Raw genomic sequence first — 20891 nt, 5'->3', positions numbered from 1 at the left:
TCATACTTCTTTATTATCAACTAAGTTAAATAGATAGTGCACACTGAGGAAAATGATCACACCACCTAATACCGCGATTAAAATTGAACTGAATCGGTATAGAGTATTAAATACCGCATCATTACTACCAGGCACTAACACAGTTGTTAAAGGTACACTCAAAGCAGACATGGCCGAATATCCAATCGCTTCTTGAGCTTTATCCTTAACCAACATCGTGCAGATTCCACCAATGAAAATGACCAAAATCAGCCAATATAATATTCCGACATCAAACCAAACACCCATTATTAATTGAGCACCTAGCCCAAATGAGCATCCTAATGCCGTACCCAATATCCTTACTTTTGCCATCATGACTACACTAACTAGGCTCATTGGAGCCAACATTACAAATATTGATGCATTTGCTGAGGCAGAGTCATATAAATTAGTGGATTGAAAAATAACGAACGCTATCATCACTAGTATCCACACGACAACCACATCGGCAACTTTGATCTCCGGCATATTATTTATTTTATTATTAGCGTCTTTAGTATCAAATAGATTATCTGGGAAAATTAAGTACGCAAGTGCACATACAGCAATATTACACACGCAAATGATCCACAAGTTAATGTTAAAATCACTAATATCGAACATACTATAGCTTGACAAGTTAAATACAACCGAACCTACCAATATACCTAAATACCCAAAAATAAATGTTGCTTTTTTTAGCATTGCCAAGCAGTAAATAAGCATCATTGGTGCAACCACACTAAACATTAATAGTGGATGATGTTTAGTGTATTCCCATATATATGTTGCTGTAGCTGTAACAAAGATAGTAGCTGCCACAACCATTAATAAAAATGCCAAATTAAATGTAGGAGATTTACTTAATACAAACATCGGTAATAATACCGCTAAGAAACCATAATTCCAGTTTAACAGCATACTTAGTGTCAAACCTAAAGAACAACCAAACCAAATTCGATAGACTTTCATCGTGTCCGCCTTAGTAGACAAAATGCAACCAGCTCACTACTTTTATTTGTATCCACGCCAGCTTTTGCCAGAAACTCTTTTCTTCTACATATAAGGTCAGTGTGGCTCGCGATCCAACAAATAAGGCGTCTGGAAGTGGCTTATCGTTGGCTAAATTGATTCGAGCTCGTTGTGCATCTCGAACCCAGCGGTTATTAACCTCGATCTGGCTGAGGGTTCCGTTCGGCATATATTGAGCAGACATCACCCCTTTATCTCGACTTTCCACAGAATAGGAGAATACTTTCCCTGGGTACGCGTCAAAGGTAACGTAAGCGTATGAGCCTTTTGATATACGACTCACAGACTTTTCCCTAAAATCGGCGGCAATCCAGAGAGAGTCGGTAGAAACTATGGATAATAAAGGAACTTGCACGCTGGCCATTGTTCCTACATCTAACCGAAGATTAGTCACAACACCATTTACTGAAGCGCGTATTTTCGTGTTCTCTAGGTCTAATGCGACTTTATTCAATCGATTTTGGGCAACCTTGAGTTGGATAGTGGTATTACCGTCTTGACCAAGTAATATCTTGATTGATCGAAGACTCTGCTTTTCAGCTTCTAGGCCCGCCGCTGCCATTAAGTAAAGCCGCTCTGCTGCATCAAATTCCGACTTTGACGTAAGATTCCTTCGCTCTAGCTCCTGAGCTCTTATAAATTCCCTTTTGGCATTATCGAAATGTGCCCGAGCTTGCCTTATCCCCGCTAAAAGTACATCTTTTTGAGTTTGCAGCGAAAGTAACTCTTCTTCCGCCGACTCTAGTGACAATCGTGCATCCTTTAAAGCAATAAGATAAGGTTCTTGATCCAACTCAAATAGAATATCGCCTTTTTTTACCCGCTGATTATTCACGACCCTAACTTTTGTGACTCGACCAATTACCTCTGACGCAACTTGAACGACCAGCCCGTGAACCCGTCCTTCGCTACTAATCGGAGCCTGTCTATCCGCCACAACGATATACGAAAAAATGGCTATAAAGAGGACAATAAGAAATAGCATAATTCGTCTAAACGTTTGCTCTTTTCCCATATAACTAACTACCATGAAAGAATTTAGTCGCCATAGTAGCTTTCTATAGGTGAACTAACTAGAATGAAAGACAGGTCATATATGCACTATATTTAGGACAATAAATGAGTTTTGATAATACTTGGCTGTTTGTCCAAGTGGTACTACATGGCGGAATTAGCGCCGCAGCAAAAGCCAACCAACTCCAACGCTCCAAGGTGAGCCGCCGACTGCAAGAACTTGAGGACTCACTCGGCTGTGAGTTGCTTATTAGAACGACTCGCACTATTGAACTAACAGAACATGGTAAACATCTGTACGCAGTAGCTTCAGAGCGACTGCAATCCGTTGCGAGTGGACTAGCGCAAATTAGAGCTCACAAACAAGACTTCGACGGTAAGATTCGGCTAGCCATTCCTTCCGCATTAATGACATCGACAGTATTCAATTCCGTGCTCACGGATTATTCTTGTGCATTCCCTAACGTAAAAATAGAGATAGAAAATCACCAACAAAGCGTCAATTTAAAAAGACAGAACTTTGACTTACAAATATTACCAAATGTAGTGCACGTGTCTGACGATCAATACGTGCAGTTTAGACTATTGCCTTATAAGTGCTGTTTTGTCGCGTCACAACAATACGTCAAGGCACACAACAAAATTCAATCATTCGATGATCTTAAGGAACATCGACTATTCGTTAATCGTTATCATTCGGCAATCATTGATAAGAGCATGGATGTTTCGTTAAAGTCCGATGACCTTTACTTATTGCGTTCAATGGCAAAATCGGGATTGGGTATAGCATTTCTGCCCGAGCTGCATGTTACTGAAGCTATCGATAAGGGAGAACTCATCGAAGTGCTTTCTGGGTACGAACATAAAGAACTGCAACTAACGATGCTCTACCCTTCAAACAGTTATCTTCCGAACAAAGTTAAAGTTTTAATTGACATGTTCAGGACCGAGTTCGGAAATAGCTAAACATTGCCTCCAATAACATAGGTTTTCATGGTCATAGTGTCACATCACAAAGGCAGGCGACATAGAGCGAACAGAGGTCATTGATTGGCATTAAAAAAGCCGATAAATCATCGGCTTTTTTAGGAGGGATAAGCGGTAAAAAACAAGCGCTATTTGATCTCACGACACATTAAGCTCACGGCCAATGTTTGAGCCAAATACATCGATGAACTGAGTGAACGAAAGCCCATTACCTCGCCTTCTTCTACTTCGAAACAGACATCCATTTTGCTGCCATGCGCCATCATTTGGTTGTCTGCGATGGCAACGATAGGTACGCCTCGATCATGAGCAGATTCAATAACATTGCTGGTTTCCACCGCATAAGGTGCGAAAGTCACCGTCACGAGCACATCCTTCTCGTTCATATTGCGTATCATTGGGGTCAGCATACCGCCATGGTCATCGAGTAGGACGACATTATTGTCAGACTTCATGAGGGCATACCAAAGATAAAATGCAACAGGATACGCGCGGCGCATGCCTTGGATGTAAATGGTCTCAGCTTGATCCATCAGGCTCACCGCTCGTTCAAGCTTATGTGGCGAAACTGAGACTTGTAGCTTTTCTATCGCATCAACGTTCGCCGCGCAATAATCATTAAAGATTGCCGTCGGCGATTCAGGACGATACGTATCTTGGTCTCTTGCCTTACGCACTCGATCTTTATAATCACGAGGCCTGTTTAGATACTGGTCTCGAAACAGCGCTTGCATGTGACTAAAGCCACTAAAGCCCATCGCGTTAGAAAATCGGCTCAATGTCGATAATGGTACGTTCGCCTGTTCCGCAATGGTTGCCATGGTTTCAACAGCAACCAACATCGGCTGAGCTAACACATAGTCTGCGACTTGTTGTAAGCGTTGGCTCAGGTTGTCATAGCGCTTTACGATTAACTCTTTGAGAGAGTCTAAATCAGCAGGCACTTGTAGAATTTCAGTAGTTTCAACTTCCATACCCGACTTGTTTCCCGTTCAATACTCGTGTTGTTAAATCAATAATACCCCAAGGTTCAGCACTCTGGGGTATTAATTCTAAGATAAAAGCTCGAAGTTTCGAATCGCTTCTTCTTTTACGTAGGGCATCGCTTTTTGCATGAAATAGATTCGGTCAAACTTCTCCGGCTCATCATTCATATAACCGCGCAAATTGTTGCCTAATGCCTGACGCAGGCAGGTACCAATATTGAATTTGGAAACACGGCTCTGTTTGAGCTTCTCCATATCTTCATCTCGGATACCACTTGTGCCATGAATGACGAGAGGAATCGACACTTGAGCAGCAATGCGATCCAGCAAACCAAAATCAATCGTACAAGTTGGCTCGGTTAAGCGGTGGATATTTCCTACCGAAATCGCCACGCAGTCTGCGCCGCTTTCTCTTGCAAACCTAGCCGCATCCTCTGGGCTGGTATCTATGGTTTTAATATGGTCACGACCTTCGTCGTACGGTACTGAACCAATCTCACCTTCAACCGATGCCCCGAGCGCATGAGCAACGTCGGCCACTTTGCGAGTACGTGCAATGTTCTCTTCCAAACTCAGCTGAGAACCATCAAACATGACCGAGCTAAAACCCGCTTTTAATGCACGAAATACAATATCTTCTTCATACGTATGGTCAAGGTGAAGGCACACCGGTACCGAGGCTTTAGTCGCCAAACCCAAAAACATGGCAGCCGCCGTCTCCACACCATAAAAGTCCACTACATCCTTGTTACACGCTAAGATAACAGCCTTGTTGACTTCTTCTGCTGCTTCAACAACCGCGCGAGCATCTTCAAATCCGAAAACATTAAAGCAAGGAACCGAATAATTTGACGCTGCAGCATCAGGTAATAAGTCGTTTAAATTAACCAGCATAACGTTTCCCTCTTATTTAAACTTGGCAATCATGTCCTTGATGCCTGGAATGGTTTCAACCTGATACTCATGATGAGGGTCAAAGTGCTGAACTAGAGATTTCGATGTTTTTCCAACAATGATGGTGAAGTAGTACATCTCATAACCTGGCGCAGCTACGCTAGGGTGATAGCCTTTGTCAATCGCAATCACAGAGCCCGTGCGAACATGGTAAACCGGTCCGAAATCATCTTCATGCTCATATAAGAATTGCGCTCCAAACCCAAAATCTGGATTAAAACGGAACTGATAGACTTCTTCGTACAACGTTTCCTTGCTGCCATCTTCTTTGATGCGGTCTTCATCGTGTTTATGTGGAGGAAAGCCCGACCAACCGCCAGCACCTACCGTAAATAACTCACTCACCAACAAGCGACCACGTTTGTCTGCGTTACTTTGGCCTAGAACGTGTTTGATTTTACGATGTGTTTTGGTGTCATCGGATCCGTACTGAACCATTTCAACCTCATCAGCACGAACACAAAACGGTTCCAATGACGCGTCAAATTTACCACCGGCAATCATCACATCCGCATCGTCACTCACACAGTCAATGGTCGCTGTATAACCTAGTGGAACATACACTGATTCAGGTTCACCGTCCCATACCGAGCGACGTTGACCAATGTTGTCAAAGACTTGTGGTTCGTCACTACCGTTACTGACCGAAATGCAGCACGTGCCTCCAGCCAAGACGATAACCGATTCATACCCTTCAACCGAGTGAATATGCTGTTCGCTTTGAGCTAAGCGAACTTGGTTAAAGTAACAAAGTGGTGTGACGTCATCGTTAACATCGACGATTGGCTGATTCTTATTATTAAACGGGGGTATATGCTTACCCATAATCCTTTCTCCTCATTCGTTGAGTCGTCGTTGCGACTCAACGTAGTTCTTTGTTATTTCATTCGAAACGAATAAAAATACCGGGCCGAGATGGTTGCAATCCAAAGCTTGTTAATCACTTAGAAAATTACCGGCCCGGCTGACTTAGCCCTTTATGTTTTAAAGAAGGTTCAAGTCAAAAGCGTTATGTTCTGCTCTCAATAAAATCGAGCAGTTCTTCTTTCGTAGGCATTGCTTCCGTACAACTGTCTCCGCTGACGTTAATTGCAGCTGCCGCCGATCCGTGACGAACGCCATCTTCCAATTCACCATCGTTAATCAGTGTCCAAATAAGGCCACCGGCGAACGAATCACCTGAACCAAATGGTTTGTTTACTTTGACTCGGAAAATGCCCTGCTCAAATTTGTAGCCATCTTTGCAGTACACTTTCGATCCAAGCTCACCCGCTTTAATCACGACCACTTGTGTGTTTTGGTGTAAAAAGCGCGCCGCCGTTTGGTCATCATCTTGATTACCTGGTGCCAATACCGTTTCCATCATGTCGAACTCTTCACGGTTACCAATGACGATGTCAGACAAACCCGCTGCGATGCCGTAATAGATGGAAGCATCAACATCGGTGCGCCACGAGTAAGGGCGGTAATCCACATCAAGAATCACCACGGTGCCAGCTCGTCGAGCATGCTCCATCGCGATCAGTGTGGCTTCACGGCTTGGGCTTTCCGACAAGGCCGTGCCCGTTACCACGAGTGTTTTTGAGCTAGCAATGTAATCCGCACTGACTTGTTCTGGTTTGATCGTAAGATCAGACGCATTGTTTCGGTAAATCAATACGGTACAATCACTGGGTTTCATTTCAGTAAATGCCACCGAGGTGCGAGAGCCCGTATCATCAGTCATCATGCCGTCAAGGTTTATGCCTTGCTCTTGCATGTAACCTTTGACGTAACCGCCGAAGGCGTCATTCGCCACGCAACCAATAAAGCCCGTTTTTCCGCCTAGGCGACTAATCGCCACAGCAATGTTTGCTGCTGAACCACCCACAAATTTGTTAAAGCCAGAGATATCGGCCATGTCCGTATTGAACTCTCGGGCATACAGATCAACGCCAGCGCGACCTAATACGATGGCATCGAGTTTGCGATCCTTTGGAAGTGCAATCTTTGTCATAGTGTGCCCTTATTTGCTAAATTCTACCCAAGCGGCGTTTTGGTCAGCAGACTCCACGCACTTCTCACATAAACGAACGCCTTCGATACCCGCATCAATACCTGGGAACCAGATATCAGACAGCGCTTGCTGGTCGTCACGCTCCGCGGCATCAAATGCCAAAGCAAAACGATGATAAAGGTTTGCCCAAGACTCAAAGTACCCTTCTGCGTGACCACCGCCGACGCGATTCACCGCGACACCCGGTGCATCTTGGTGCAAGTAGCCCATGCCACGCTCCAAAATGCGCGACGGTTCACCTTGTACTTCTAGGCGAAGTTGATTTGGCTGCTCGTCCCACCATTCGATAGAAGCTTTTGAACCAACGATTCTGATTTTTTGTTGATGCATTGAGCCAGCGTTCACCGCTGAAGCCCAAAGCGTACCAACAGCGCCACCTTTAAATTCCATCATGACGTGCGCGTTATCTTCTAGTGGGGTACGAGACTTGATGAAGCTTTGGCGCATACAAGCAAGGCGATCAACTTCTAGACCCGTCATCACTTCACACAAGTAAAAAGCATGTGTACCGATGTCACCTAGCACATAAGTAGGACCAGAGACTTCAGGGCTAACACGCCACTTTAAGCCTGGATCGTTGAGTTCGTACTCTTCATTGTGGAAGCCATGAGCGAATTGCATGTTGATGACACGGATGTCACCCAAATCACCACGCTGTACCATTTCTCGTGCTTGCTGAACCATAGGGAAACCGCTGTAGCCGTACATCACACCAATGACACGATTATTTTCTGCAGCGATGACTTTAAGCTCTTCCGCTTCCTCAGAAGTAAATGTGATGGGTTTTTCACAGACCACATGAAGGTTTGCTTCTAGGGCCGCTTTACAGATTTCGTAGTGCGTTGAGTTCGGTGTCGCAATCGACACTGCTTGAATACCATCTTCACGCTGCGCTTCCGCCGCAAACATCTCTTTATAGTTCGCGTAGCAACGACCAGAATCAAGGCCCAGGTTCGTCCCAAAATCACGACAGCGATCGGCATCCAAATCAAATGCACCTGCGACCAGTTTAAATAAACCATCACGCTGTGCGGCATTACGGTGGGAATAACCAATCTGACTACCACGTCCACCACCAATCATTGCCCAGCGTAGAGGTTGCTCAAAGCGACGTTCTTCATTAAACATAATTTTTGCTCCGTTATCTGAGACATTACCTAAACCGGCTATGTCTCAGTGGTTAAGTTATTGTAATTTCGATTAAACACCGCGACGCTGAGTCGATCGGCCTTCTTCCCAATCAGCGACAATTTTCGCCGTCTCTTCACTACGAGTCACTTCAGGAAGCCCAACTTCCCACCAGCAATCGCATTTCGACCAAGCGGCTGGAGAGACAGGGTCAATATCAACAACGATGACATAAGTGCGGTCTGCTTCTTTCGCTCTTGCGAACGCAGCATCAAATTCGGTAATAGAAGTCAGCTTTTCACTGATAGCACCTTGCGCTTCAGCGTGCTTAGCAAAATCAACACGAGCCAGTTCGCCGTCAGGGCGACGACAATCTTCTAGAAGATTGTTGAATGACTCATTACCCGTGTTATTTTGCAGCTTGTTAATGACAGCAAAACCGCCGTTATCGCACACAACCACGATCATTTTGTGACCAGTCAAGACAGACGAGTAAATGTCTGAGTTTTGGATAAGGTATGAGCCGTCACCGACAAGAACCACCACGTCATTGTCAGGGTTGGCAATTTTAGCCCCCCAGCCTCCGGCGATTTCATAGCCCATGCACGAGTAACCAAAATCAATATCAAACTTACCGATTTGGTAGTTTTGCCAGTTCATTGACAGCTCAGCAGGTAAACCACCCGCTGCGGTGAGAACCGTGTCACCCTCTTCCATGCTGTGGTTGAGTTTGCCAATCACTTCAGCGTAAGAAGACGTGCCGTCTAGCAATTCACCCGCTTGTGGGTTAGTGCGGCGTTGCACGAGTGCTTTCCATTCGTCGGCTCTGGTTTTTGCTTTATCAGACCATTCATCACTTGAGCGCCAATCTACCAATAAGCCAGACAACTTAGTCATACAAGTTTGAGCGTCACCAAGCACGGGGTAAGAGCGATGCTTAATCGCATCAAATTTTGCCACGTTAATACTAATAAGCTGCATTTCTGGGTTTTTAAATACGCTCCAAGAACCGGTGGTGAAATCTTGTAATCGCGTACCTATGGCAAGCACAACATCGGCTTCATTTGCCATGTGGTTAGCTGAATTTGAACCGGTGACACCAATTGGGCCAGCGTTCAATGGGTTGTCTTGCAACATCGTTGCACGACCTGCAATGGTTTCGACCACTGGGATGTTGTGCTTCGCTGCAAACGCGGCAAGTTCGTCGGTGGCGAGTGAATAATGGACGCCACCACCTGAAATAATCAGTGGCTTTTTCGCTTGTGTGAGTATCGCTTTCGCTTCTTCTAACACAATCATTTCTGGCTCAGGACGACGGATTCGGTGGCATTTTTCAGCGAAAAACACTTCAGGGAAATCGTAGGCCATCCCTTGAACGTCTTGCGGCAAGCCAAGGAAAACAGGGCCACAAGTTGCAGGGTCAAGCATAGTATCAAGCGCTTGAGGTAGCGTATGCATTAACTGAGAAGGCGACAACACGCGGTCCCAATAACGAGTAAGAGGCTTGAATGCGTCGTTAGAGGTGACCGATGGGTCTTCAAAGTTTTCCGGCTGTTGCAATACTGGGTCTGGCAGGCGGCTAACATAAGCATCACCAGAGATAAGTAATAGAGGGAGTCGGTTTGTGTGGGCAATACCTGCCGCTGTGACCATGTTCGTCGCACCAGGGCCAATTGAGCTTGTTGCAATGCCAATACGTTGACGTTTGTTGGCCTTAGCATAAGCAATTGCGGCCGTGGCCATTGATTGCTCATTTTGACCGCGCCATGTGGGGATTTGTTCTTCGATGTTTTTTAGCTGTTGACCAAAACATGTCACATTACCGTGACCAAAAATGGCGAAAGCAGCACCAAATAATTGCTCTTCTTTTCCATCGACTACAATTTTCTGCGCTGCAAGATATTTCGCTAGGGCCTCAGCCACAGTTAGGCGTACAGTTTTCATCTTCTTCCTCGATCTTTCTTACTCGCAATTGGTACATTCATGTACCAATTGCGTATTCCATAGTTGTCGACTTTGTTTGGCTTATTGTTGGGGCAGCCCTTCAATAAGCCACTTTTTATTACAAGCCGTATTTATTCGCGTAACCCGTGATGTTCTCGTAAGCCGTTTTTGCGAACGTTAGTGGGTGTGCTTTTGCCGGATCTTGCTCAGCTTCTACTAATAGCCAACCTTCGTAGTTGCGAGCTTTGAGCGCAGCGAAGACATCGTCGTAGTTCACATCACCGGTCCCTGGAACGGTAAATACACCATCAAGTACTGCATTTAAGAATGATTTATCAGCATCACGAGCAGCGTTCATTACTTCGATACGAAGGTCTTTAAAATGCATGTGACCGATGCGGTGACCCCAACGCTCAATAATGTTGACAGGGTTACCACCACCGTAAGTGATGTGGCCAGTATCTAACGTCAGATAAACAGAATCACCTGTGAGTTCCATTAAGCGGTTGATATCTTCTTCCGTCTCAACAATTGTGCCCACGTGATGGTGGAAAGACAGCTTGATGTCATGCTTGTTCAGTAGATAATCCGCAACAGTTGTCAGTTTTTCAGCATAAGTTTTCCACTCGTCGTCTGTTAAAATAACGCGAGAAGATAATGGCTTAGTAATGTCGCCATGGACGGTATTACTCACTTCTCCGTACACCATTGCTTTACAGCCAGCCGCTTTCAGTAGCAGGATATGCCCTTGCATCTCTGCAATTTCTTCTTCTGCTGTTAATGTCATTAGGTTGCCGCTAAACCAGCCAGACGCTAATACTAAGTTGTGGTTTTTTAGTAACGGAATCAGGACTTCAGGCTCTCTTGGATATTTCGTTCCTAGTTCTGTACCAGTAAAGCCAGATTCAGACATTTCACTCAAACACGTCTCCAACGGGATTTCACCACCAAGCTCTGGCATGTCATCGTTGGTCCAAGTTAAAGGGCTAATTCCATATTGAACTTTACTCATGTTCGTACTCCAAAAATGATTTTCAAATTAAATAGAATGAGGCTGGTATTCACTCCGGCACTGTCGTTAGCATCTTGCGCCATTAGCGCTTATTGCTGTTCGTCAATGGCATCGCTATTTCAGCCACACTAGTTTGCTTCACTGAGAGCCAATATAATTCAAAAAAATAAAAATGAAAAATATTTTTCACCCATGAAAAATCCATAACGAATTTAAATGAAAACTTGAAAAAACTAGAGTTTACGGGGGCTAAGAGCAAAACACGGCATAGATCACACTTAATAAAATAGCAATAAATTCAACAGGTTAACCAAAAAATGACATTCGATAAATATTTTTCATACCTTGATCGAGTTAACATTATGAAACAAAGGTTCGTTTATTTAGTGGCCGGATTCATCCTGAAGCCTTATGATTCTAAACGCCGCCAAAATGAAAAATATTTATCATATATATTTACAATTATTATTAAATTCATGGCGAGTTATTAAATCCGATACGCTTACCCTACATTCATTGGTGCATCGGATAACCACCCACACTGCCTTATTTGATGGTTGAGCCAGTGCCGGGTCTCGTACAAAGGAGTATGTAATGTCACCTAATTCTGAGACACAGTCTCATAAACATAATATCGCTTATATCGTTAGGATTTGTTGTATCGCCGCACTGGGAGGGATTCTGCTCGGTTACGATACCGCGGTTATTTCCGGCGCTATTGGCCCTATCAGAGATCATTTTGGTTTAACACCAGCACAGACTGGCTGGGCGGTATCGAGCGTCGTGTTAGGCAGTATTATTGGCGCGGTCTCTGCTGGAACCGTTGCCCTTAAATATGGTCGCCGAAGCGCACTCTTTTTATCTGCAGTGCTCTTCATTATTTCCGCCATTGGCTCTGCCATCGCCCCTACATTTACCATCTATGTATTACTTAGAATTGTGGGTGGTATTGCCGTGGGTATCGCCTGTGTCGTCTCTCCTATGTACATGTCAGAAGTGGCTCCGAAGGACTTTCGTGGCCGTGCCGTCAGTATGTTCCAACAGTCAGCTGTTATTGGACAAACGGGGGTTTTCTACGTCAACTACCTCATCGCGAAGGGGATGTCTGAGGCATGGCTAGTGGACGTAGGCTGGCGCTGGATGTTGGCTTCTGAAGTGTTACCCGCAACGTTGTTTGGTTGCTTGTTAATCATGATCCCAGAATCGCCTCGTTGGTTGGTACTCAAAGGCAAGATAGGCAAAGCAAAAGAGACGCTTTCACGCATCTCCAACCCAGAGCATGCTGACCGAGTCATTCTTGATATCCAAAAATCATTGGTGCCAGCAAACGCATCTAAAAACAGCAAAATCAGTTTACGGTCTCCACTACTCTTTTCCATTCTTGTCATTGGTACCTTTGTCGCAGCCGCGCAACAACTTACCGGCATCAACGTCATCATGTACTACACGCCAGAGATTTTAAAACCAATCGCTGGGGGGACTGAGAACGCTCTTTTCCAAACCACATTTGTGGGCGTCGTCTTTATTCTTGGTAACGGCTTAGGCATGTATCTAATCGACAAGGTTGGCCGTTTACCACTAATGAAATATGGTACCTTGGGCTGTGCGTTAGGTATGACCATTGTAGGCTACGTGCTGTACACCGGCACAGAAGGTTACGCGGCATTGTTCGCACTTTGTCTCTATGTTGTGGCGTATGCGACCTCTTGGGGTTGCGCATGTTGGACGATGATTTCGGAAATATTCCCTAATAGCATTCGCTCGAGAGCAATGGCTATTGCTGTTGGTGCACAATGGTTTACCGGTTTCATTGTGACCCAAAGCTTCCCAATGCTTAACGAAAACCCATATTTAAAAGAGAACTTCAATGGCGCATTCGCGTTTTGGGTGTTCGCTGCCCTGTCGCTCATCTGTATGGTGGTGGTGGTCAAATATGTTCCAGAAACGAAAGGCGTTGCTCTTGAGGATATGGAAAAAGTAATGGCCGAAAAGCTGGGCAAAAAATCCCCTGCTAAAGCGACGGAAGCGACCGTTTAAATCACGTAACCTCGCTAGAACAGGCTATTCCAGATGGGTAGCCTGTTTTTAATTTGTCCTTTCTTAAATACAGGTAAATTCAATGTTAGATAAAATGGCGTTTTTTATTTATGTCGTACGTACCGGTTCAATCTCAGCCGCTGCACGTAAATTGAATATATCTGTCTCTGCGGGGAGTCGTTGGTTACAAGAACTTGAACAAAAGTTTGGAATGCCACTGTACCGACGCAACAATCGCCTATTGAAGCCCACACCCGCGGGGCAAACGTTGTTTGATGAGTTTTCCATTATTGTAGACCGCTCAGAAGCGGTTATGCGTACCATGCAAGACTATCAACAACATGATAAAGGGCATATTGATGTGATTTGCACCCCCGTCTACGCTAATCACTTTTTAATGGAAAAAATCAGTGAATACCTCATCACCAACCCCGATGTAACATTCAATCTCAATATCACCCCGTGGGCACTTGATCATGCTGCGGACAGTGATATCACCATAAGTGCCAACGCGTCATATCAAGGGTATAGAGAAAAAGACTTACACCTGGTTCGTCGCGAAATCATGCAAAGCCCCTTTGTCGTAGTCGCCTCCCCCCACTACCTAACGAAAAACGGCATTCCACAAACCCCAATCGATTTAAAAGCGCATTTATGCCTGTTTGCCACCACACTCACCGGCAGCAATGACTGGGTGTTTACACAAAACAATGAATGCCAAATCATCAAGGTGCCAAAATCACTGGAAGTCAACGATAGCGATTTATTATTACAGGCGGCGTTAAATGGTGCAGGGATCGCCTACCTCCCCCGATTCTTGGTTGAAGAGCGCATCAACAACGGTGAAATAACCGCTATCCTAGAGGATTTCGATACGAGTATTTGGAGCTTAAACATGTATTATCAACCCCCTGCGACCGCATCTGCCGTGGCTAATCATTTTAAAGCCTTTTTATTGGCTTGAATGTGGGCATGGTATTACTCATCGGCTTAATCGAACACTCAGTCACACCTTTTTTCTGCAATCTTGTGCAAACCAGCAAACCAACATCGTGGAACAATCCACTTCCCTTACCTTGTTAGCATTCTTATTTAGTGACAAAACCAACACTAAAATCTCACTTAGTACAAATGACCAGAATAATCACCTAAAACATATCATTTGTTCAATATAAAAATCAAAACATAGAAATCTATTCCATAAAACAAACAACTCATTCGCTCGGCTTATTTTATATCGTTAAATTACCGCCTAACGGTCGCAGGATGCGAACGTTTTAACATCGAAGCTCAACGTAATGATGCGTGATGCGTGTTACGTACATTTCAAACAAAAAAATTATAAAAAGGTAATAGCATGAAGAATTCCAAGGTTCTTTTTCCAGTGGTGGCTATTGGGCTTGCATTAAGCCCGCAAGTGTTTAGCCATGGGTATGTCTCATCGGTCGATAATGGCATTGCAGAAGCGCGTGGGACGTTATGTAAGTATCCTGCTAGCACAGGTGAGAAAAACACTAATTGCGGTTCAGTGCAGTGGGAACCTCAGAGCATTGAAGGCCCTGAAGGCTTTCCACAAGGCGGCCCACCAGACGGACAAATCGCCAGTGCTGGGTTAAGTCAGTTTTCTGCGCTGAACGAACAAACGGCTGATCGCTGGGTAAAACGCCCGATCCAATCAGGCGCTCAACATTTTGAGTGGACTTTTACCGCCAACCACACGACAAGGGATTGGAAATACTACATCACAAAAGCGGATTGGAACCCTAACCAAGCCCTTACACGTGATTCGTTTGATTTAAACCCATTTTGTGTTGTTGAAGGCAATATGGAAAAACCGCCAATGCGCATGTCACACCTGTGCCAAGTACCTGAACGAAGTGGCTATCAGATTGTACTTGCAGTGTGGGATGTGGGCGATACTGCTGCCGCATTCTATAACGTGATTGATGTGGAGTTTAGTGGTGAAAACCCTGGAATTCCGGGTTGGAGTCCAGCAGGTACCATTAACCCAACTATGGATCTCAATATCGGCGATTCCGTTTATACACGTGTCTTTGATAACAATGGTGAACTGCCAAGCTTATCCACCAGCATCACGATTCAAAGTGCGGCACAAGGCCAAGCTAACCAATGGTCTCATGCACTTGCTTCACAGATAAATGCTGACCGAAACGATATCAAAGCTGGCTCCATGGATAGTAATGGCAATGCCACCCCTGTTTATGGTGCGAATCCAGTTTATGTTGCCGAAAACAGCGCGTTAGAGCGTGTTGAAATTGGGTATGACATTGTGACACCGCCACCGGTAGTCGGTGTTGAAATTTCGGGCTTACAACCGGAGTACACAATAACAGAGTCACCAGTTGCTCTTGCCTTGAGCGTCGTTGCCACAGGTGACGTAAACGTTGAAATGGATGTGTACAATCATGGCCAAGAATCTCTTGCCAATCAAAAAATTGAGATTGCCGACGGCGATTCACAAAGCGTGACATTAACATTATCGAAGTCAGAACCCGGGCATCACATGTTGGTGACTCGCGTAAAAGATAAAAACGATAATCTTATTGACCAAACCACGAATGATTTTATGTTGGTCGACACCACTGAGCCTGGTGACTACGATTTTGTCTTCCCAAATAATCTATCTGAATATACCGAAGGGACAAAAGTCTTAGCAACCGATGGTGGGATCTATCAATGTAAACCTTTCCCATACTCGGGTTATTGTATTCAGTGGTCACCTTCCGCGACTCAGTATGAACCTGGGACAGGCAGTCATTGGACATCAGCGTGGGATAAACTCAGCGCGATGTAAGTAAAGAAAGCTAAAGCAAATCTATATTAAGCACCTCTGCGTTACGAGGTGCTTTATTGAAATGAACGGTATCATCTACACTCAGGCTACGCGCTCTTAAGGTGGAATGAATACAGCCTTTCATTCATCTCTTTTAACGCGACATAATCAATCATTAGACGGTAGCGATTCCGAATGCGGTCAAGTTGATTGTCTTCGATGACGCTCTCACCAGTCATAAGGGCATTGAGATTCATAAACACCCCCCCCAAATCACGACGGCTTTGTGCAGTAACCGCCGCGCCCTGCACCTTGGGCTTACATACATCGACAGTATTACTTTCAGCTAGGTGTTGGTATGAGGCATTAGCTTGATAGGAAGAAGCCAATTCGCTTGTAATAAGCGTTTGATTTCTCAGGCACGTAATTTCGTTTGACAACATAACATACGAAAAACAAAGCATTTTCTCTGTGTTGTTTTTCGTGAGATCTTTGACAGCTTCTAACATATCATCAAACAGCATGTCGGGCGTCGAGTGTTCATACACAAGCTGTTCGGCGTCATCACGCTCCAATCCAGCAAGGACCAAATTATAGGCGATGGCTTGACGTGCTTTTTTGCGCTCAACAAATTTTAACATTAACGACCTCGGCTTTAAGAACAACGGATTAGAACGATGGTAACGATGCAAGATCACAGGGATTCGTTGAATGAAAACACTAGGGCAGCTGGGCATTCATTACCTACCTTTACTCCTAAATGTTCGAGAGATACGCCGCTAACAAAACCATTGTGTTGGTAAACACAATGCTCGTAGCCGTCATGCGTCCGCTCATAGTAGACAAACTCTGCCACAATGGGTTTAATGCTGCTTTCTTGATTGTCTGCCACCCTTTGACCCGCCGCCTTTACGTCACTTATTGCAACGGCAAAGGTGGCACCGACAATCAGTACAAAGGCGGTCGCAATACTTAATTTCTTCATTCATCTCTCTGGTGGTCAATATGAGTTGATGGGACGATCATACCGTTACCGAGAACCAGTAAACATAATGCGAACTTTAGATAACACCACGACACACAATATGAAATTGGCCTCATAACATTGTTGGGCTATCTTCCGACGACTTAATAGTCGTTGTATCGACACCGCTCTCTTTACTGTAAATAGTTAACCCAACCCTTTATGCCTTTATGCCTTTATGCCTTTATGCCTTTATGCCTTTATGCCTTTATAAGCATAATAATGAAAATGGCAACTACGAGATAAAACTATAATTGCAAACCATTGCCTAAGAGGTAACTTACGTTTAAAATTGAAAAAAATTAGTTTTTACATGGTTAGCAATTAGTCTAGTGTTTTGTTTTTAAAAACAAAAAATTCAAAGATTATCATTTATCGTAATTTGTCGTAAAAAACTCCTCTTGACACTCAAAGTTACATCGCCATAATGCACGCCGTTTGCACGAAATAAGCAGGCATTCTGTAAAGAATTTGACTTAACTATTTTGATTTAACGAAGGGGTATAAAATGGCTGCGGATAACAACTACAGTCTTGGTCCGGTTCCCACATCGGCTAGGAAAGGGGTTGCGTCACTCACAATGGTGATGCTGGGGCTGACATTTTTCTCCGCCAGTATGTGGACAGGTGGCTCACTCGGCACTGGACTGTCCTTTAACGATTTTCTCCTCGCGGTTCTCATCGGTAACTTAATCCTCGGTATCTATACTTCTTTTCTTGGCTACATCGGCTCTTCTACTGGCCTCTCTACTCACCTTCTTGCTCGTTTTTCTTTCGGTTCAAAAGGCTCATGGCTTCCTTCCGTATTACTTGGCGGCACGCAAGTCGGTTGGTTTGGTGTCGGCGTGGCAATGTTTGCTATCCCGGTGCACAAAGCAACGGGCATTGATACCAACACGCTCATCATTGTCAGTGGCCTATTAATGACGGCAACGGTTTACTTTGGTATTTCAGCGTTAATGGTACTCTCTGCCATTGCCGTTCCCGCGATTGCTTTATTGGGTGGCTACTCGGTGTTTACCGCGGTCGACAGCGTTGGTGGTGTGGCAGAGCTACAAAAAATTCAACCATCAGAGCCTATCGATTTCTCTGTCGCTCTAGCGATGGTAGTCGGCTCGTTTGTTAGTGCTGGCACCTTAACGGCTGACTTCGTTCGATTTGGTAAGAAGCCAAGAAACGCCGTATTCATCACAATGACCGCCTTCTTTATTGGTAATTCTCTGATGTTTGTTTTTGGCGCGGCAGGCGCAGCCGTGACGGGTCAGTCTGATATCTCAGAAGTGATGATTGCACAAGGGCTATTACTCCCTGCCATCATCGTATTGGGCTTAAATATCTGGACCACGAACGACAACGCGCTATATGCCTCAGGCTTAGGTTTCTCGAACGTGACGGGCTTGCCAAGTAAATACCTTTCTATGGCAAATGGCATCGTCGGCACCTTATGTGCACTATGGCTATACAATAACTTTGTCGGTTGGTTGACCTTCCTATCGATTGCTATTCCACCAATTGGTGGCGTGATCATTGCTGACTTCCTTGCCAACCGTAAAAAATACAAGCAATTTGAAACCACAACATTCCAAACGGTGAATTGGGCAGGTATTATTGCCGTCGCCGTGGGCGTGGCTGCAGGACACTTTTTACCTGGTGTCGTTCCAGTCAATGCAGTACTTGGTGGCGCGTTAAGCTATCTTGTATTAAACCCAATGCTCAATAAAAACAGCGCAGCCGTTACGCACGCTGATAGCCATTAATTAGGAATCGCCGGTTATGTCATCTCTACTCATTCAAAATACCGCCATTGACCAACGTGAAGGTCGCTTTGACATCCTTGTTGAAGATGGCGTATTTACCACAATCGAGGTAGCGGGTTCTCAACAAATGCAGGCCGACCGCATAATCAATGCGACAGGCCATATGGCGGTTGCGCCATTTTGTGAACCTCATATCCATCTCGACACGACCCAAACGGCAGGCGAGCCAAGCTGGAACATTTCCGGTACCTTGTTTGAAGGCATCGAACGCTGGTCTGAGCGCAAAGCACTGCTCTCTATTGAAGACGTAAAACAACGTGCGAAACAAACGCTAAAATGGCAGATTGCCAATGGTGTTCAGCATGTTCGTACCCACGTAGATGTGTCAGACCCTACCCTTATCGCCCTAAAAGCGATGGTTGAAGTGCGTGAAGAAATGAAGCAATGGGTCGATATCCAGATCGTTGCTTTTCCTCAAGAAGGTATTCTCTCTTACCCAAATGGTAAGGCGCTTTTGGAAGAGGCTGTACAACTTGGCGCTGACGTTATTGGCGCGATCCCGCACTTCGAGTTCACTCGCGAGTACGGTATTGAGTCTCTGCACTTCATTTTTGAGCTTGCGAACAAATATGACCGCTTGATTGATGTGCACTGTGACGAAATAGACGACGAGCAATCGCGTTTTATCGAAACCCTTGCAGCACTTGCTCATAAATACCAAATGGGTGACAAGGTCACGGCTAGCCACACCACCGCTATGCATTCCTATAATGGCGCGTACGCTTCACGCTTATTCCGCTTGTTGAAGATGTCGGGAATCAGTTTTGTTGCCAACCCTTTGGTAAACATCCACCTGCAAGGTCGTTTTGATGACTATCCTAAACGCCGTGGCGTAACGCGTGTGAAAGAAATGCTCGCGGCAGATATCAATGTCTGTTTTGGACACGATGATGTCTTTGACCCGTGGTACCCACTGGGTACTGCAAACATGTTGCAAGTCCTGCACATGGGGCTGCATGTTTGCCAAGTGATGGGTTACGACCAAATCAACGAATCTTTAGATTTGATCAGCGCTAACTCAGCAAAAACACTCAACATCCAAGACACCCATGGTTTGGACATTGGTAAGCACGGTAGCCTAGTATTACTGCCTGCGGACAATGGTTTTGATGCGGTTCGCCGCCAAGTGCCAGTGAGCTACTCTATTCGTAAGGGCGCAATTATCGCTACGACCAAACCTGCTCAAACAGAGATCCACTTGGATGCCATTGAAGAAGTCACCTTCAAGCGCTAAGCGATAACTCGTTAATCGCTGCAGCGGCGGCATGGTCTCATATTGAAACAGGGCGACTTTTTGTACAAATTGTTGCCCTGTTTTGTGCTCACCGTCATAACAATTTCATTTAATAGCCTATTCGCTGTGCTAAACTAATTTGGCTCTAGTGTTTTTAGAGTTATTTAAATGTAAGAGTAAAAGAGTGCGAGTTGTATTGTCAGATAGTCCCTATGCGAGTATTTGCTATTCGTTTTTCCCATTTACGCTTTGATTAAATAAACCGAACCACTAAGCAAGATAGCCGTAAGGCGAGAGTTTTAATCTGAAATGTAAGGGACAAAAGATGTCTAACACCACGACTGGCAAAGTAAAATGGTTCAATGAAGAGAAAGGCTACGGATTCATCGAGCAAGAAAATGGCGGCGCTGACGTGTTCGTTCATTTCCGTGCTATCACTGGCGACGGATTCAAAACTTTAAAAGAAGGCCAAGCGGTCGTTTTTGAAGTAGAGCAAGGCCAAAAAGGCCCACAAGCGACAAACGTTGTTCCTCAGTAATAACGCGCTTAAAAAATTTCTAGGCCTCGATTAGTCGGGGCCTTTTTTATGCCTAAAAACCCAAGATAAGCAGCAACAATCATTTAAAAACAATAAATCATGCCTATTGATGTCAAAGGGTAATAGAGTCTGAACCGTTCCAATACCGTTTGGTGTGTTTCGGGGTATTAGAGCCTTAGGCTTGTAAAACACTTCTGCCCCATTTTTTGTTTCAAACCAAGCACAAGAACCGTCATCCCCTTGAAAAAGGGGATCTCATTCAGCGCGTTGCGAACTCGATGTACTTAACTTAATCGAATTTTTTCAATTGTCTA

Annotated in this window: 18 protein-coding genes; 7 read left to right on the top strand and 11 right to left on the bottom strand. The window is 44.8% G+C overall.

Annotated elements, in window-relative coordinates; translation table 11 throughout:
- Both ACE1OE_RS19415 and ACE1OE_RS19410 read right to left on the bottom strand, forming a co-directional pair.
- Entirely contained in the window at positions 1-993 is a 993-nt protein-coding gene (locus ACE1OE_RS19415) for a DUF2955 domain-containing protein (protein ID WP_449212004.1), read from the bottom strand.
- Positions 994-1003: 10 nt separating this feature from the next.
- Positions 1004-2068 carry an HlyD family secretion protein gene (locus tag ACE1OE_RS19410; protein ID WP_449212003.1) on the bottom strand — a complete coding sequence of 355 codons (1065 nt, stop codon included), beginning with the start codon at positions 2066-2068 and terminating at the stop codon, positions 1004-1006.
- Positions 2069-2172: 104 nt separating this feature from the next.
- Between ACE1OE_RS19410 and ACE1OE_RS19405 the strand changes: the two genes are divergently transcribed.
- Positions 2173-3033 (top strand): LysR family transcriptional regulator, encoded by an 861-nt coding sequence (locus ACE1OE_RS19405; protein ID WP_449212002.1) that lies wholly within the window; start codon positions 2173-2175, stop codon positions 3031-3033.
- A gap of 149 nt (positions 3034-3182) precedes the next feature.
- Here ACE1OE_RS19405 and ACE1OE_RS19400 read toward each other — a convergent pair whose 3' ends face one another.
- The 7 genes from ACE1OE_RS19400 to iolE form a co-directional block, all read right to left on the bottom strand.
- Positions 3183-4028 carry a MurR/RpiR family transcriptional regulator gene (locus tag ACE1OE_RS19400; protein WP_102532895.1) on the bottom strand — a complete coding sequence of 282 codons (846 nt, stop codon included), beginning with the start codon at positions 4026-4028 and terminating at the stop codon, positions 3183-3185.
- A 78-nt stretch (positions 4029-4106) separates the two neighbouring features.
- On the bottom strand, positions 4107-4934 hold the full coding sequence (locus ACE1OE_RS19395) for a class II fructose-bisphosphate aldolase (RefSeq protein WP_102532896.1): 828 nt from the start codon (positions 4932-4934) through the stop codon (positions 4107-4109).
- 12 nt (positions 4935-4946) lie between these two features.
- Positions 4947-5819, bottom strand: coding sequence for a 5-deoxy-glucuronate isomerase (locus ACE1OE_RS19390; protein WP_102532897.1), 873 nt, complete (start codon positions 5817-5819; stop codon positions 4947-4949).
- A gap of 184 nt (positions 5820-6003) precedes the next feature.
- Positions 6004-6990 carry a 5-dehydro-2-deoxygluconokinase gene (iolC, locus tag ACE1OE_RS19385; RefSeq protein ID WP_449212001.1) on the bottom strand — a complete coding sequence of 329 codons (987 nt, stop codon included), beginning with the start codon at positions 6988-6990 and terminating at the stop codon, positions 6004-6006.
- 9 nt (positions 6991-6999) lie between these two features.
- Complete coding sequence (locus ACE1OE_RS19380) at positions 7000-8178, bottom strand: Gfo/Idh/MocA family protein (RefSeq protein WP_372078663.1); 1179 nt, start codon at positions 8176-8178, stop codon at positions 7000-7002.
- A 72-nt stretch (positions 8179-8250) separates the two neighbouring features.
- A complete protein-coding gene (gene iolD, locus ACE1OE_RS19375; protein ID WP_449212000.1) occupies positions 8251-10122 on the bottom strand; it encodes a 3D-(3,5/4)-trihydroxycyclohexane-1,2-dione acylhydrolase (decyclizing) in 1872 nt (623 codons plus the stop codon).
- A gap of 118 nt (positions 10123-10240) precedes the next feature.
- Complete coding sequence (gene iolE / locus ACE1OE_RS19370) at positions 10241-11134, bottom strand: myo-inosose-2 dehydratase (RefSeq protein ID WP_102532553.1); 894 nt, start codon at positions 11132-11134, stop codon at positions 10241-10243.
- Between the two features lie 594 nt (positions 11135-11728).
- Between iolE and ACE1OE_RS19365 the strand changes: the two genes are divergently transcribed.
- The 3 genes from ACE1OE_RS19365 to gbpA all read left to right on the top strand — a co-directional run bounded on the left by ACE1OE_RS19365 (position 11729) and on the right by gbpA (position 15986).
- Positions 11729-13171: a sugar porter family MFS transporter gene (locus tag ACE1OE_RS19365; RefSeq protein ID WP_102532816.1), complete on the top strand. Its 1443-nt coding sequence runs from the start codon at positions 11729-11731 to the stop codon at positions 13169-13171.
- Positions 13172-13253: 82 nt separating this feature from the next.
- Positions 13254-14135: a LysR family transcriptional regulator gene (locus ACE1OE_RS19360; RefSeq protein WP_449211999.1), complete on the top strand. Its 882-nt coding sequence runs from the start codon at positions 13254-13256 to the stop codon at positions 14133-14135.
- A gap of 393 nt (positions 14136-14528) precedes the next feature.
- Positions 14529-15986: an N-acetylglucosamine-binding protein GbpA gene (gene gbpA, locus ACE1OE_RS19355; RefSeq protein ID WP_449211998.1), complete on the top strand. Its 1458-nt coding sequence runs from the start codon at positions 14529-14531 to the stop codon at positions 15984-15986.
- Positions 15987-16072: 86 nt separating this feature from the next.
- Here the strand turns inward: gbpA and ACE1OE_RS19350 are convergent, their stop codons facing one another.
- Entirely contained in the window at positions 16073-16606 is a 534-nt protein-coding gene (locus ACE1OE_RS19350; protein WP_449211997.1) for a hypothetical protein, read from the bottom strand.
- Between the two features lie 53 nt (positions 16607-16659).
- The gene (locus ACE1OE_RS19345) at positions 16660-16950 is read right to left on the bottom strand and encodes a hypothetical protein (RefSeq protein ID WP_449211996.1); all 291 of its coding nucleotides are present in this window, start codon (positions 16948-16950) and stop codon (positions 16660-16662) included.
- A gap of 547 nt (positions 16951-17497) precedes the next feature.
- On the opposite strand from ACE1OE_RS19345, the gene codB reads away from it, so the two are divergent.
- The 3 genes from codB (at position 17498) to cspE (ending at position 20577) form a co-directional block, all read left to right on the top strand.
- Entirely contained in the window at positions 17498-18745 is a 1248-nt protein-coding gene (gene codB / locus ACE1OE_RS19340; protein ID WP_102532605.1) for a cytosine permease, read from the top strand.
- Positions 18746-18761: 16 nt separating this feature from the next.
- Positions 18762-20039 carry a cytosine deaminase gene (locus ACE1OE_RS19335; RefSeq protein WP_449211995.1) on the top strand — a complete coding sequence of 426 codons (1278 nt, stop codon included), beginning with the start codon at positions 18762-18764 and terminating at the stop codon, positions 20037-20039.
- Between the two features lie 325 nt (positions 20040-20364).
- On the top strand, positions 20365-20577 hold the full coding sequence (cspE, locus tag ACE1OE_RS19330; RefSeq protein WP_102532607.1) for a transcription antiterminator/RNA stability regulator CspE: 213 nt from the start codon (positions 20365-20367) through the stop codon (positions 20575-20577).
- The last annotated feature ends 314 nt before the right edge of the window (positions 20578-20891 follow it).

The organism is Vibrio sp. E150_011 (assembly GCF_053544015.1).
This window is presented reverse-complemented; position numbering and strand designations above follow the sequence as displayed.